The organism is Micromonospora sp. WMMD736 (assembly GCF_049179015.1).
Lineage (GTDB): Bacteria > Actinomycetota > Actinomycetes > Mycobacteriales > Micromonosporaceae > Micromonospora.
In genome coordinates this window covers 957940-972230 of sequence record NZ_JBMHMI010000001.1, presented here as the reverse complement: position 1 = coordinate 972230, position 14291 = coordinate 957940, and the positions used below count along the sequence as shown (strand labels likewise).

Genomic DNA, 14291 nt, shown 5'->3' with positions numbered 1-14291 from the left:
GAGCGGCCCACGTTCGTTGGTCCCTCCGTGTCGCCGGCTGCGCCCGTGGGCAGCACCGCCGCGTCGGCGACGGGGGCTCCGACGCCGGGTGTTGCGAGCGTTCCCGGGGCGTCGAGGGTGGGGACCAGGGCGCCGGTGGTCGACCACGGGCCGCGGACCGGCAACCGGGTCGCGTTGACGTTCGACGCGGACATGACCGACGGGATGCTGGCCAATCTGCGCAGTGGCAAGGTGCGGTCGTACGCGAACCTGCGGATCCTCGACCTGCTGGAGCGGGAGCAGGTGCCGGCGACGTTCTTCCTGACCGGCAAGTGGGTGCAGCGGTATCCGGAGGTGACCCGGCGGATCGCCGGCAATCCGCGGTTCGAGGTGGCGAACCACACCTACGGGCACGCCGCGTTCACGGCGGACTGTTACGACCTGCCCCGGCTGCCCGTCGACGAGCTGGCCGCCGACGTGGCGAAGACGTTCGAGGTGATCGCGCCGTACGGGGGTCGGCAGACGCGGTACTTCCGCTTCCCGGGGTTGTGCCACGACGCGGCGGCGTTGGACGCGTTGGCGCCGTTGGGCGTGACGGTGGTGGACGGTGACGTGGTCAGCGGTGATCCGTTCGCGAAGGCGTGGAAGCCGCTGGTGCGGGCCGTGCTGGACCACGTCCGCCCCGGCTCGGTGGTCATCATGCATGTGACCGAGGCGAACGCGGCGATGACCGACGAGGCGTTGCCGCACATCCTGGCCGGGTTGCGGACGCGCGGGTTGACGCCGGCGCCGTTGTCGGAGGTGTTGGCCGGCGGCTGAGCCGGGGCGGTGTGCCTGTCACGGTGGCGGTCGTGCCGGACATGGAGTGGGTGTGAGCTCCGGGGCAGAGTATGACGAGGACCGTTTCCGGCGGGCCTACACCGAGGACTTCGAGGCGTTGCTGGCGTACGCGTTGCGGCGGGTCGCGCAGCCGGAGGACGCGGCGGATGTCGTCGCGGAGACCTTCCTGGTGGCGTGGCGTCGGCGGCGGGACATGCCGGTGGTCGGTGAGGCTCGACTGTGGCTGTACGGGGTGGCCCGGCGGGTGTTGGCGAACCATCACCGTGGCGGTGTTCGTCGGCAGCGGCTCGGTGAGCGGTTACGTCAGCAGATCGCGGTGTCGGTGGTCGATCCGGGCAGTGAGGTGCCGGAGCGGTTGGCTGTTCGGGCGGCGTTGGCGTCGCTCGGGGAGTTGGACCGGGAGGTGTTGATGCTGACCGTGTGGGAGGGGTTGCGGCCGCATGAGGTGGCCGCGGTGCTGGGGGTGCGTCCGGCGGCGGTGCGGACGCGGTTGTCGCGGGCGCGGGCGGCGGTGCGGCGGTTGGTCGGTGACGGGCCGGGGGCTGATGGACATGTGCTTGATGTGCTGACCGCGTCTGCCCGCGAGGAGGACTGATGACCGCAGTGGAGCGTGTGGACGAGCTGGTTCGGGATGCCGATCCGGGTCGGGTGCTGGGGGATGTCGGTGAGGTGAAGCGGGCCCTGCTGGTGGAGATCATGGCCGAGTCGTCGTTCGGTCGGCGGGCGGGGGTGTCTCGGCGGTGGTCGGGGGTGCGTGGTGTGGCGGGGGTGGTGACGGCGGCTGCCGTGCTGGTGAGCGTGTTGTCGGTGTCGATGGTGGTGCGGGGGCGGTCCGAGGGGGGCGGGGTGTCGCCGATCGTGACGGCGGACGCGGGGGTGGTGTATTCGCCGGCGGTGGTGGCGGGTGCGGAGCGCAATCCGCGGTTGTTGATCGACCGGGCGGGGTGGCGGGTGACCAACCTGTCCGGGTTTGCCGAGGAGCAGGGCGGTGTGACGTTCCGCAGGGGTGGGCAGGAGGTGGAGATGACCTGGTATCCGGCCGACGCGTACGCGCTGCGGTATCCGGATCGGCGCGGGGAGGGGCCGGCGCGGTCGGTGCGGGTCGATGGCGGGCCGGCTGAGTTGTTCCAGGGTCTCAACGGGGATTTCACGGTGATGGTGCGTCCGCGCGACGGGGTGTACGTGGAGATGCGGACGTCCGGCGTGTGGTCGCGCAAGGAGGTGGACCGGGTGCTCGCCGCGGTGGTCCGGGTTGATGTGCGGACGTGGTTGGCGATGCTTCCGGCGGAGATGGTGCGGCCGGCGCGGGAGCGGGCGGCGGAGGTGCTGGTCGGTGTTCCGCTGCCGCCGGGGTTCGACGTCGCCGTGTTCGACACTGTCGGGGTGAGCGATTCGTACCAGTTCGGGGTGGCGGTGACGTCCCGGGTGGGTTGCGGGTGGATCGAGCAGTGGCGGCGGGCGCGGGCGGGTGGGGACCAGGACGCGGTGCGGCGGGCCGTCGAGGCGTTGGCGGGCAGTCACGGGTGGCGGGTGCTGCGGGACATGGACGGGGCCGGTGACTGGCCGGAGGTGTTCTGGGGGGTCGCCGACGCGGTGGTGTCCGGGACGTTGCCGGCGGGGTACGTGGCGGCCCTGGGCTGCCGGTGACGGCGACGGCGACACCCCCCCGGCGGGGGGTGTCGCCGTCGGGGGGGTCAGTCGTCGCGGTGGTCGGTCCACCACTGCTGGCCGTCGGCGGGCAGGGTGTCGATGGGGTCGTAGTAGGCGTAGCGCTTGTTGAGCGCTTCGAGGTCGGCGGACTCGATGGAGGTGCGGTAGTTCTTGGTCCAGTAGGAGATGCCGCGTTCGCGGTCGTAGTCGGTGAGCATGTGGACCCAGCGCTTGCCGACGAAGGGGACGTCGCAGACGATCCGGGGGGTGGCGTAGCCGGGTAGGTAGCCCATGATGTCGTGCTGGAGTTGTTGGGCGTGCCAGACCGGGACCCGCCAGTGTTCGGCGTTGGGGATCATGTCGCACATGTAGAAGTAGTACGGCAGGATGCCGGCTTCGCCTTGCAGGGCGAAGCAGAGGTCGAGCAGGTCGGCGTTCGTGGCGTTGACGCCACGCATGAGGACGCCCTGGTTGCGGACGTCGCGTACGCCGACGTCGAGGGCGGTCTGGGCGGCTTTGGCGACCAGTGGGGTCAGCGACTGGGCGTGGTTGACGTGGGTGTGGATGGCGAGGTTGACGCCGCGTCGGGCGGCGGTGCGGGCGACCCGCTCGAGGCCTTCGACGACGTCGGGCTGGAGCCAGTGTTGGGGGAGGCCCATGAGGGCCTTGGTGGCGAGCCGGATGTCGCGGACGGTTTCGATGTCGAGGAGCCGCATGAGGTACGACTCGAGGTTGCGCCAGGGGACGTTGGCGACGTCGCCGCCGGAGACGACGACGTCGCGGACGCCGGGGTGGGCCTTGAGGTAGGCGATGTGGGCGTCGTAGCGGTCGACGGGCTTGAGGGTGAGTTTGAGTTTGTCGACGGCGGGGGTGGAGTTGCCGACGAGGTCCATGCGGGTGCAGTGTCCGCAGTACTGCGGGCAGGTGGAGAGCAGTTCGGCGAGGACCTTGGTGGGGTAGCGGTGGGTGAGGCCTTCGGCGACCCACATGTCGTGCTCGTGGAGGCTGTCGCGGCTGGCGTAGGGGTGTGAGGGCCAGTCGGTGCGCCGGTCGGAGGCGACGGGGATCATGTAGCGGCGGATGGGGTCGGCGAGCAGCGCTTCGGTGGTCATCGCCTCGAACGGCACCATCGTGTTGATCATTTGTGGCGGCACCAGCATGGACATGGTGGCCAGTGCCTGCTGGTCGGCTTCGAGGTCGGCGTAGAAGGTGTCGTCGATGGTGTCGCCGAGGACGGCGCGGAGCTGCTTGATGTTCTTGACGCAGTTGACCCGTTGCCATTGGGCGCTTTCCCACTGGTCGCGGGTGACGTGTCGCCAGCCGGGGAAGCGGGTCCAGTCGGGTTCGACCAGGGGGCGGCGGTGGTATTCGTACGGCTGCCCGGCGGTCGGGGTGGCGACCGGGGCGTGACGGGGTTGGGGGATGGTCTGGGTCACGGCCCCTCCTCGGTGCGGCGGTGGATCTTCGAAGCTCGAAGGCTACTGGAAAATATTCGGCAAAGAAATTAGTCTGCCGTAAGTTTTCCCGTTACGCGAGCCCTGGCCGGGGCTTCGGGCGGCTGCGCAGGGGAGGTTGGCGTGACGTCACCGGTGGGACTGCACCGCGTCGTGCAACCGGCGGGGGTGCTGCCGCAGGCGGCGTGGCGCCTGGACGCGTCGGCGGCGATCGCGCCCAACGAGGTGCGGATCCGGGTGCAGCGGTTGAACCTGGACGCGGCGAGCTTCCGGCAGTTGTCGGAGAAGCACGGCGGGAACGGTGACGCGGTGCGCGCCGAGGTGCTGGAGATCATCTCCACCCGGGGCAAGATGCAGAACCCGGTGACCGGTTCGGGTGGGATGCTGATCGGCACGGTCGAGGAGGCCGGTCGGCGTTCCCCGTTGGGGCTCAAGGCCGGTGAGCGGGTCGCCACGCTGGTGTCGTTGACGCTCACGCCGCTGGTCGTCACCGACGGGTTGGCCCGCTGGGACGGGCGCAGCGAGCAGGTGCCGTGTGACGGGTGGGCGATCCTGTTCGCCCGGTCGATCGCGGCGGTGCTGCCCGAGGACGAGGATCCGCAGCTGTCCCTCGCGGTGCTGGACGTGTGCGGGGCGCCGGCGTTGACGGCGCGGGTGGTGTCGCGGTACGTCGAGGACCGGCGGCGTGCCGGCGATCCGACGCCGGTGCGCGTGGCGGTGATCGGTGGTGCGGGCAAGAGCGGGTCGTTGTCCCTCGCGGCGGCGCGCCGCTCGGGCGCGGCCCGTACCGTCGGTGTGGTTCCGGTGGCGGCCGAGCGGGACGCGCTGACGGCGGCCGGGCTGGCGTCGGTGGTGGCGGTGGCGGACGCGCGGGATCCGGTGGGCCTGTCCACGGCGGTGACCACGGCGTTGGGTGCGCCGGCGGACGTGACGGTGGTCTGCGTGGACGTGCCGGGGTGTGAGCACGGGGCGATCCTGTCGACCGCGGACGGCGGCACGGTGATCTTCTTCTCGATGGCGACGAGCTTCTCGGCGGCGGCGTTGGGCGCGGAGGGGCTGGCGGCGGACGTGACGATGCTGGTGGGCAACGGGTACGTGCCGGGGCACGCGGAGTTGGCGTTGGGGTTGCTGCGCGCCGAGCCGGGGGTGCGCCGGCTTTTCGCGGCGCGGATCGCGGCAGACTGAGGTCATGACGAACCCCTCGACGTTGTACCGCGGCGGCGTGTTGCACTGTCCGGCGGATCCGAGCGCGACCGCGCTGTTGGTGTCCGGTGGGCGGATCACCTGGTTGGGCACGGACGGTGACGCGCCGCCGGCGGACCGGGTGGTGGACCTGGGCGGGGCGCTGGTGACGCCGGCGTTCGTGGACGCGCACGTGCACGCCACGGACACCGGGTTGGCGCTGTCCGGGCTGGAATTGTCCGGGGCGCGTTCGGCGGCGCAGGTGCTGGACGCGGTGGCCGCGTTCGCGGCGGGTCTGCCGGCGGACGCGGTGGTGCTGGGGCACGGCTGGGACGAGTCGGGTTGGTCGGACGTGACGCTGCCGGACGCGGCGGCGTTGGACCGGGCGGCCGGTGGTCGGCGGGTGTATCTGTCGCAGGCGTCGATCCATTCGGCGTTGGTGTCGTCGGCGTTGCTGGCGGCGTGTCCGCAGGTGGTGGACGCGGCCGGTTACGACCCGTCGGGTTGGCTGCGGCGCGATGCGCACCATGTGGTGCGGGCGGCGGCGCAGGGGTCGGTGACGCGGGCGCAGCGGGTGGCGGCGCAGCGGGTGGCGCTCGGGCACGCGGCGTCGCTGGGTATCGCCGCGGTGCACGAGTGCGGCGGTCCGGAGATCTCCGACGAGGAGGATTTCACCGGCCTGCTGGGCATCTCGGGCGCGGGGGTGCCGGAGGTGTACGGGTACTGGGGTGAGTTGGGTGGCGCGGCGCGGGCCCGGGAGTTGGGTGCGGTGGGCGCCGGCGGGGACCTGTTCGCCGACGGGGCGTTGGGGTCGCGCACCGCGCACGTGTCGCAGCCGTACGGCGACGGTGACGGCTGCGGGCACGGGTACCTGACGGTCGAGCAGGTGCGTGATCATCTGGTGGACTGCGCGGCGCACGGCCTGCAGGGCGGGTTCCACGCGATCGGTGACGCGGCGATCGGCACGGTCCTGGACGGGTTCGGGGCGGCGGCGGCGACGCTGGGCGTGGAGCGGCTGCGGGCGGCCCGGCACCGCGTCGAGCACGCCGAGGTCATGAGCCGGCGGATGATCGCGCGGTTCGTGGAGTACGGGATCGTGGCGAGCATGCAGCCGGCGTTCGACCGGTTGTGGGGCGGTGCGGGTCGGATGTACGAGGCACGGTTGGGTCTCGAGCGGTCGTTGGAGTCGAACCCGATGGGCGCGATGCACTCGGTGGGTGTGGCGTTGGCGTTCGGCTCGGACTCGCCGGTGACGCCGTTGGACCCGTGGGGGTCGGTGCGGGCGGCGGCGGCGCATCACAACCCGGCGCAGCGGATGAGTGTGCGGGCGGCGTTCGCCGCGCACACCCGCGGCGGGTGGCGGGCGGTGCACCTGGACGTCGAGGGTGTGCTGGCGCTGGGCGCGCCGGCGACGTTCGCGGTGTGGTCGACGCCGGCCGGTGTCGATCGGGGCCTGCCGGTGCTGCTGGCCGAGGATCCGGATCTGCGGGGCCCGGACGATCCGACGCCGCTGCCGGTGTGTCGGCGGCTGGTGCTGCGCGGTGAGGTCATCTACGAGGAAGGGTCGTCGTGACCGGGAAGCTTGATCTTGATCCGGTGTTGGTGGCGCGGGCGCGGGAGTTGGCGCGTCGGGCCGGGCAGCCGGTGGTCGACCTGGCGCGCAGTCACACGACGGTGTCGGTGGAGCGGGCGGTGCTGCGCCTGGCCGGGGTGACGGGCGCCGATCCGGACGGCATTCCGTGGGTGAACCGGCTCGTCGACGCGGTCGTCGCGGACGTCGGTCTGGGGCACGGGGTGGCGGCGCCGGTGTTCGACGCGCTGGTGCGCGAGGGCAGCACCGACGTGACGTTGCTGGCGCAGAAGGCCGCCGCGGGGTCGGTGCGGTTCGGTGTGCCGTCGGGGCGGGCGGCGACGGCGGCCCGGAGTGCGGCGCGCAAGGCCGTGGGCGCGGGGATCCGGCGGATCGACCGGCGGCGTGCCGAGCGGGACCGGCTCGTGAAGCGGCACGGTGACCCGGCGCAGCGGCCCTGGATCTACCTGATCGTGGCGACCGGGGACATCTACGAGGACATTCCGCAGGCGCAGGCGGCGGCGCGGGCCGGGGCGGACGTGATCGCGGTGATCCGGTCGACGGGCCAGTCGTTGCTGGACTACGTGCCCGAGGGCGCCACCCGGGAGGGTTTCGCCGGGACGTACGCCACGCAGGAGAACTTCCGGCTGATGCGGGCGGCGTTGGACGCGTCGTCGAAGGAGTTGGGCCGCTACGTGCGGTTGACGAACTACGCGTCGGGGTTGTGCATGCCGGAGATGGCGACCCTGGCCGGCCTGGAACGCCTCGACATGATGCTCAACGACTCGATGTACGGGATCCTGTTCCGCGACATCAACCCGGTGCGCACGTTCGTCGACCAGCGGTTCTCCCGGCAGGTGCACGCGCGGGCGGGGATCATCATCAACACCGGTGAGGACAACTACCTGACCACCGCCGACGCCGTCGACGAGGCGCACACGGTGACGGTGTCGCAGCTGCTCAACGAGTTCTTCGCCCACGAGGCGGGCCTGGCGGACTGGCAGTTGGGGCTGGGGCACGCGTTCGAGATCAACCCGGAGGTGCCGGAGTCGTTCCGGCTGGAGTTGGCGCACGCCCTGCTGGCGCGGGAGTTGTTCCCGGACGCGCCGCTGAAGTGGATGCCGCCCACCAAGCACATGACCGGTGACGTGTTCCGGGGCAACCTGCTCGACGGGTTCTTCAACCTGGCGGGGACGCTGACCGGTCAGGGCATCCTGCTGGTGGGGATGATGACCGAGGCGGTGGTGACGCCGTGGCTGTCCGACCGGGACATCGCCCTGCAGAACGTGCGGTACGTCCTCGGCGCGGCCGGTGGGTTGCACGAGGACTTCGTTCCGGCGGCGGGCGGGTTCATCCGTCGCCGCGCCAACCAGGTGCTCGGTGAGGCCCTGGACCTGCTGGAGCGCATCGGGGAGCAGACGCTGCTCACCGCGATCGCCGAGGGCACCTTCGGGATCATGAAGCGGCCCGCGGACCGGGGCAAGGGCCTCGACGGTGTCGCCGCGCACGAGGGCGACTACTACAACCCGGCCACCGAGATCCTGGAGGCGGGTCGTGAGTAAGGCGATCGTTCGGCCGTACGGGGACACCACCGGCGACGGCATGGTGCAGGTGTCGTTCACCCTGCCGGTGCCGCACGACAAGCGGGCCGAGGGCGCGGCGGTGCAGTTGGCCAACAAGATGGGCATCGACCCGGCGATGCTGGTGCACGCCAAACCGATGGGCGACGGGTTCACGTTCTTCGTCGTGTACGGGCGGGTCAACCACCTCGTCGACCTGAACGCGGTGCAGGTGGTGGAGCGGGACTTCCCGCTGCTGTCGGCCAAGGACGTCAACACGGTGGTCAAGCAGCGGCTGCGGCGCAAGCTGTCCGTGGTGGGGGCGTGCATCGGCACCGACGCGCACACCGTGGGCATCGACGCGATCCTCAACGTCAAGGGCATCGCGGGGGAGAAGGGCCTGGAGTACTACCGGGAGCTGAAGGTCACCAACCTGGGTGCGCAGGTCAGCGTCCCGGAGCTGGTCGAGGCGGCCCGGCGCGAGCGGGCCGACGCGGTGCTCGTGTCGCAGGTCGTCACCCAACGCGACGCGCACCTGCACAACACGCGGGAGATGTCAGCGGCGTTCCGGGAGGCCATGCCGGCGGGCAGGCGGCCGCTGCTGATCGTCGGCGGTCCCCGCTTCGACGAGACGATGACCGACGAGTTGGGCGTCGACCGGATCTTCGGTCGGGGCACCACTCCGGGCGAGGTGGCCAGCTACCTGGTGCACGCCCTGATCACGCAACGGAAGGCGAACGCATGAGCGACGACCCGCGGCTGGGGCTGACGGTGACGCACCGGCGGTACGTGCCGTACGCGCACGCGCACTACGCCGGCAACCTCGTCGACGGGGCGTACGCCCTGGGACTGTTCGGTGACGTCGCCACCGAGGTGTGCATCCGTACGGACGGCGACGAGGGCCTGTTCGCCGGGTACTCCGACGTGCGGTTCACCGCGCCGATCCACGCCGGTGACGTGGTGGAGGTGACCGCCCAGGTGTCCCGCGTGGGCAGTCGCAGCCGCACCCTGGAGTTGAGCTGCGCGGTGGTCTGTCGGGGCCGCCCGGACCGTTCCGCGTCCGCCGCCGAGGTCCTCGACCCGCCGATCGTCGCGGTCACGGCGACCGGCACCGTGGTCGTACCCGCGTGACCTTCGCGGTCTGCGCGGACGTCGGCTCCACGTACACCAAGGCGGCCGTGGTGGACCTGGCCGCCGGTGTCCTGGTCGGCGCGGCGGCCGCGCCCACCACGGTGGGCAGCGACGTGCTGCGCGGCCTGGACGCCGCGGTCACGGCGGCCACCGCCGGGCTCGGGCTGCGCGACGTGCCGTGGTACGTCTGCTCGTCCGCCGGTGGTGGGCTGCGACTCGCCGTGATCGGCTACGAGGCCCTCGTCACCGCGCAGGCGGGCCGGCGGGTCGGGTTGTCCGCCGGGGCGCACGTGGTGCACACCGCCGCCGGGCGGCTCGACGCGGCGGCCCTGACCGCGCTGCGGGCGGCCCGCCCGGACGTGGTGCTGCTGGTGGGTGGCACCGACGGCGGCGACGCCGACACGATCCGGCACAACGCGACCCGGCTGGCCCGCGCCCGCTGGCGCACGCCCGTGGTGCTGGCGGGCAACGCCGACGTCCGCGCCGAGCTGACCGCGCTGTTGGCGGACGCCGGGGTGCCGGTGAGCGGCGCGGACAATGTGCTGCCGCGCATCGGGGTCCTCGCGCCGGCGTCGGCGCGGGCGGCGATCCGGGCGGTGTTCCTGCGACACGTCATCGGTGGTAAACGACTGTCCCGGGGCACCCGTTTCGCGCGGCTGGTCCGCGCGGCCACGCCCGACGCGGTCCTGACCGGGGTGGAGGTGCTGGCCGACACCGTCGGCGGTGACCTGGCCGTCGTCGACGTGGGTGGGGCCACCACGGACGTGTACTCGGTGCTCACGCCCGACGAGCGGGCCACCGGGCCGGGCCGGGAGGTCGCCGGCAGCCTGTGGCGTGCCCGCACCGTCGAGGGTGATCTCGGCATGCGGTGGAGCGCCCCGGGCGTGGTGCGCGCCGCCGTCGAGGAGCGGCTGCTCACCGACGCCGGCGACCTCACCGCCGCCGCCGACCGGCGGGCGGCCGACCCGGCGTTCCTGGCCGGCGACGATGCCGAGCGGGCCGTGGACGCGCGGATCGCCACCCTGGCGGCGACGGTGGCGCTGCGCCGGCACGCCCGTGGTGTCGCCACCGGCGAGCGGGCCGGGCGGGACCTGCGGGACGTACGGCTGTTGGTGGGCTCCGGTGGGGCGCTGCGGCACGCGCCGGCCGACGCGTCGGGGCGGGTGCTGGCGGCGGTCCTGGCCGACCACGCGGGCGGGTGGGCGGTGCCGCGCGCCGCCCGCGCCGTCGTGGACGTCGACTACGTGTTGGCCGCCGGTGGGCTGCTCGCCGAGGAGCACCGGGCGGCGGCGCAGGCGCTGCTGCGCCACCATCTGTGCCCGCAGTGAGACACACCGATCCGACACGCCGTGGCGCAACACACGACAGGCCGGGGTGGGTTGACAGGAGGCGGGGTGCAGCACGTACCGTCTTTGAGTCCTACCACGGGAAGCGGCTGTTGTTCGCTTCGTCCCTTCGTCCGCTGGCCGAGCGACATGTTTTCAGCGTCATCGTCGCGGCGGCCAGGTCCAGCGGGCGGGGGTCGGCGGGGCGGCGCGAACCGGCCGCGATTACCGGTGTACGGGCAGGGTGAGGTGCACGGCCAGTAGACAACGGCCCGGCGGGGGCAGCCAGTCAACCGCCTGGTCGGTCCGAAGGTCGGCGTGCCCCATCCTCGCCCCACCGGCCGGGAAGGGCCTGGGAGCATCGGGGCGCGGCGCAAGCCGCGCCCCGATTTCGTGTGTCGCCACCCCCATCAACTCGCCGATCTTGCGGTTCCTGTCGTCGGTTGGGTGGGAGATGTCCCATTCGTCTGCGCAGCAAGTGCAAGATCGCGGAGCAGGGGCGGGGCGAGGGTGGCGGCCGGGTAGCCTTCGGCGGGTGATCGAGGTGAAGCTGCGGTGACGACCCTGGACCGGGACGAGAGTCACGTCCCCACGGTGACCAGTGTGCCGGTCGCCGCCGGTCGGCCGCTGCCGCTGCGCGTGGCCGCGCCGATGGCCGTGGCCGCCGGGTTGGCCCTGCTGCTGGCGTTCCCGCCGTACGGGGTGTGGCCGCTCGCGCCCGTCGGGGTGGCCCTGCTGGCCGCCGCCGCCCACCGGCGACGGTTGCGCGCCGGCGCCGGCCTGGGTTTCCTCACCGGAGTGGCGCTGTTCGCGCCCATGCTGGCCTGGACGAACCTGCACACCGGTTACCTGCCGTGGGTGCTGCTGTCGCTGCTGCAGGCTGGCTACCTGGCGCTGCTCGGCGCCGCCACCGCCTGGGTGTCACCGCTGGCCGACCGGGGGCCCTGGCAGTGGCCGGCGCTGACCGGGCTGCTGTGGGTGGGGCAGGAGGCGCTGCGCGACCGCACCCCGTTCGGCGGTTTCCCGTGGGGTCGTCTCGCGTTCAGCCAGGACGACTCGCCGCTGCTGCGTCTGGCCGCCCTCGGTGGCGCGCCGCTGGTCACCTTCGCCGTGGCCCTCACCGGTGGTCTGCTCGCCGCCGCCGGGTGGCGAGGCTGGGCGGCGCGCCGCGACGCCCGGCACGAGTGGTGGCGGGCGGCGGGCGTGCCGGCCGGCGTCGTCGTGGCGGTGGGCGTGGTGAGCCTGCTGGTGCCCGTCGCCGCTGCGGGCGACGGCAAGAGCGTGACCGTCGCCATCGTGCAGGGCAACGTGCCGCGCCTCGGCCTGGACTTCAACGCCCAGCGCCAAGCCGTGCTCAACAACCACGTCGACGCCACCATCGAGCTGGCCGCCCGGGTCGTCGCCGGCTTCGAGCGGCGACCCGACCTGGTGATCTGGCCGGAGAACTCCAGCGACATCGACCCGCTGCGCAACCCGGCCGCCGGGGCCCGCATCGCCCAGGCCGCCGACGCGATCCGCGCGCCGATCCTGGTCGGCGCGGTGCTGCTCGGCCCCGGCCCCGGGCAGGTCCGCAACGCGGGCATCCTGTGGCGACCCGGCACCGGGGCGGACCTGACGCAGCTCTACACCAAACGGCATCCCGTGCCGTTCGCCGAGTACGTGCCGTTGCGGGACATCGCGCGCCAGGTCAGCGACAAGGTCGACCTGATCCGCAGCGACTTCGTGCCGGGCAGCACCCCGGGCGTGGTACGCGCCGGCCCGGTGACGCTCGGCGACGTGATCTGCTTCGAGGTCGCGTACGACGAGGTGGTCCGTGACACCGTCACCGGCGGCGCGCAGCTGCTGGTGGTGCAGACCAACAACGCCACCTTCAACGAGGCCGAGGCCCGCCAGCAGTTGGCCATGGTGCGGCTGCGGGCCGTCGAACACGGCCGCCCGGCGTTGATGGCCTCCACGGTCGGCGTGTCCGGGTTCGTCGCCCCCGACGGGCGGGTAAGCGATGCCACCGGGTTCAACACCCGGGAGGTCGTGGTGCGGCAGCTACGGCTCGACGACGGGCGTACCCTCGCCACCCGCCTCGGCTGGTGGCCGGAGCTGGCCCTGGCCGGGCTGGCGGTGGCCGCCCTGGTCGGCGCGGGTGTGCTGCGCCGCCGCCAGCGGGTCGTGCCCGGATAGCAGCAGCCGGTACGCCGGCGGGAGCGGAGGAACCGTGATCCAGGCGACCGATACGATCCGGCGTCCCGACGAGGTGCCCGGCGTGGGTCGGGTCCTCGTGGTGATCCCCACCTACAACGAGGCCGACAACGTGGCGGCGATCGTGGGGCGGGTCCGCCGGGCCGCCCCCACCGTGGGCATCCTCATCGCCGACGACAACAGCCCCGACGGCACCGGCGCGATCGCCGACGCCCTCGCCGACGGCGACCCGCACGTGCAGGTGCTGCACCGCAGGGGCAAGGAAGGGCTCGGCGCCGCGTACCTGGCCGGGTTCGGGTGGGCGCGCGAGCGCGGCTACCACGCGGTGGTGGAGATGGACGCCGACGGCTCGCACGCCCCGGAGGACCTGCCGGCGCTGCTGGAGGCCGCCCGGGACGCCGACGTGGTGATCGGGTCGCGGTGGACCAGCGGGGCGCGGGTGGTGAACTGGCCGCTGCGGCGGCTGCTGCTGTCGCGCGGCGGCAACCTGTACGCGCGTCTCGCGCTGGGCATGCCCGTCTCGGACGCCACCGGCGGCTACCGGGTGTACCGGACGAGCGCCCTGGACGCCATCGACCTGGAGTCGGTGACCTCGCAGGGCTACTCGTTCCAGGTGGAGCTGTCGCGGCTGGCGCACCGCGCCGGGGTGCGGATCGTGGAGGTGCCGATCACGTTCGCCGAGCGGGAGCGCGGCGACAGCAAGATGAGTCCGCGCATCGTCGCCGAGGCGTTGTGGCGGATCACCGCGTGGGGTGTGCAGGACCGGCGGCAGGCGGTACGCCGCAGTCTGCACGGCACCCCCACCGGTCAGGTGCGGTGGCCGTGAGCGCGGCCGTGTCATGCTGGATGGGCGGTTCGTGTCGGGCCGCGGGATGGCGATGAGGTGAGATGCGCCGAGGACTGAGGTTCATACCGCTGGCCCTGCTGGTGGCGGTGGTGCTGGAGCTTGCGGTGTTCGTCGTCGTGGGCCGGGCGGTGGGGTTCGGCGCGGCGGTGTTGCTGGTGTTCGCCGCGTCCCTGCTGGGGCTCGTGCTGTTGCGCCGCGAGGGGATGCGCGCCTGGCGGGGGTTCCGCACCGCCGCGCGGGCCGGGCAGCCGCCGGGACGGCAGGTGACCGACGGCCTTGTCGGGTTGGCCGGCGCGCTGCTGCTGGCGATACCCGGCCTGGTCAGCGGCCTGATCGGGTTGTTGCTGATGGTGCCGCCGGTGCGCCGGTTGGCCCGCGCCGGGGTGCAACGCGCCGCCGAGCGGCGGGTGTCGTCGATGGTCGCCGGTGACCTGTTCGGGCCGCGTACGGTCAGGGTGCGTCAGGGTGCGCCGCAGCCGCCGCCCCAGCCGGAGCAGCCGGTGGTCGTCGACGGTGGCCGGGCCATCGAGGGTGAGATCGTCGAGCCGCGTCACCACTGAG

The 14291-nt window shown here is 72.8% G+C and carries 13 protein-coding genes; 12 read left to right on the top strand and 1 reads right to left on the bottom strand.

Translation table 11 applies throughout. The features are described 5' to 3' along the window. Positions 1 to 117 precede the first annotated feature (117 nt). Genes ACN269_RS04300 through ACN269_RS04290 form a run of 3 tightly spaced genes read left to right on the top strand, consistent with a single transcriptional unit; the run spans position 118 to position 2466 of the window. On the top strand, positions 118 to 798 hold the full coding sequence (locus ACN269_RS04300; RefSeq protein WP_421471122.1) for a polysaccharide deacetylase family protein: 681 nt from the start codon (positions 118 to 120) through the stop codon (positions 796 to 798). A gap of 52 nt (positions 799 to 850) precedes the next feature. Then, positions 851 to 1414 (top strand): RNA polymerase sigma factor, encoded by a 564-nt coding sequence (locus tag ACN269_RS04295; RefSeq protein WP_421471121.1) that lies wholly within the window; start codon positions 851 to 853, stop codon positions 1412 to 1414. Further along, positions 1414 to 2466 carry a hypothetical protein gene (locus ACN269_RS04290; RefSeq protein WP_421471120.1) on the top strand — a complete coding sequence of 351 codons (1053 nt, stop codon included), beginning with the start codon at positions 1414 to 1416 and terminating at the stop codon, positions 2464 to 2466. The genes ACN269_RS04295 and ACN269_RS04290 overlap by 1 nt, the downstream gene beginning before the upstream one ends. 47 nt (positions 2467 to 2513) lie before the next feature. Here ACN269_RS04290 and ACN269_RS04285 read toward each other — a convergent pair whose 3' ends face one another. Then, positions 2514 to 3905: a KamA family radical SAM protein gene (locus tag ACN269_RS04285; protein ID WP_421471119.1), complete on the bottom strand. Its 1392-nt coding sequence runs from the start codon at positions 3903 to 3905 to the stop codon at positions 2514 to 2516. A gap of 153 nt (positions 3906 to 4058) precedes the next feature. Here ACN269_RS04285 and ACN269_RS04280 point away from each other — a divergent pair, with 153 nt between their 5' ends. The 9 genes from ACN269_RS04280 (at position 4059) to ACN269_RS04240 (ending at position 14290) form a co-directional block, all read left to right on the top strand. Beyond that, positions 4059 to 5108, top strand: a complete 1050-nt coding sequence (locus ACN269_RS04280) for a zinc-binding alcohol dehydrogenase (protein WP_421476195.1) — start codon at positions 4059 to 4061, stop codon at positions 5106 to 5108. A 4-nt stretch (positions 5109 to 5112) separates the two neighbouring features. Continuing rightward, complete coding sequence (locus ACN269_RS04275) at positions 5113 to 6678, top strand: amidohydrolase (protein ID WP_421471118.1); 1566 nt, start codon at positions 5113 to 5115, stop codon at positions 6676 to 6678. Beyond that, positions 6675 to 8237, top strand: a complete 1563-nt coding sequence (locus ACN269_RS04270; protein ID WP_421471117.1) for a lysine 5,6-aminomutase subunit alpha — start codon at positions 6675 to 6677, stop codon at positions 8235 to 8237. The genes ACN269_RS04275 and ACN269_RS04270 overlap by 4 nt, the downstream gene beginning before the upstream one ends. Further along, positions 8230 to 8979 carry an OAM dimerization domain-containing protein gene (locus ACN269_RS04265; RefSeq protein WP_421471116.1) on the top strand — a complete coding sequence of 250 codons (750 nt, stop codon included), beginning with the start codon at positions 8230 to 8232 and terminating at the stop codon, positions 8977 to 8979. Before ACN269_RS04270 ends, ACN269_RS04265 begins: the two co-directional genes overlap by 8 nt. Continuing rightward, positions 8976 to 9365 carry a hotdog domain-containing protein gene (locus ACN269_RS04260; RefSeq protein ID WP_421471115.1) on the top strand — a complete coding sequence of 130 codons (390 nt, stop codon included), beginning with the start codon at positions 8976 to 8978 and terminating at the stop codon, positions 9363 to 9365. Before ACN269_RS04265 ends, ACN269_RS04260 begins: the two co-directional genes overlap by 4 nt. Next, positions 9362 to 10693 (top strand): glutamate mutase L, encoded by a 1332-nt coding sequence (locus ACN269_RS04255; RefSeq protein ID WP_421471114.1) that lies wholly within the window; start codon positions 9362 to 9364, stop codon positions 10691 to 10693. The genes ACN269_RS04260 and ACN269_RS04255 overlap by 4 nt, the downstream gene beginning before the upstream one ends. Before the next feature lie 561 nt (positions 10694 to 11254). Further along, positions 11255 to 12865, top strand: coding sequence for an apolipoprotein N-acyltransferase (gene lnt / locus ACN269_RS04250; RefSeq protein ID WP_421476193.1), 1611 nt, complete (start codon positions 11255 to 11257; stop codon positions 12863 to 12865). 34 nt (positions 12866 to 12899) lie between these two features. After that, positions 12900 to 13709: a polyprenol monophosphomannose synthase gene (locus tag ACN269_RS04245; protein ID WP_421471113.1), complete on the top strand. Its 810-nt coding sequence runs from the start codon at positions 12900 to 12902 to the stop codon at positions 13707 to 13709. Positions 13710 to 13771: 62 nt separating this feature from the next. Next, a complete protein-coding gene (locus ACN269_RS04240) occupies positions 13772 to 14290 on the top strand; it encodes an FxsA family protein (protein ID WP_421471112.1) in 519 nt (172 codons plus the stop codon). Position 14291: the final 1 nt, after the last annotated feature.

Bases quoted from the DNA above. Each gene is read 5' to 3' on its own strand.
- ACN269_RS04275 (WP_421471118.1), top strand. From the start codon at position 5,113: ATGACGAACCCCTCGACGTTGTACCGCGGCGGCGTGTTGCACTGTCCG.
- ACN269_RS04240 (WP_421471112.1), top strand. From the start codon at position 13,772: ATGCGCCGAGGACTGAGGTTCATACCGCTGGCCCTGCTGGTGGCGGTG.
- ACN269_RS04290 (WP_421471120.1), top strand. From the start codon at position 1,414: ATGACCGCAGTGGAGCGTGTGGACGAGCTGGTTCGGGATGCCGATCCG.
- ACN269_RS04260 (WP_421471115.1), top strand. From the start codon at position 8,976: ATGAGCGACGACCCGCGGCTGGGGCTGACGGTGACGCACCGGCGGTAC.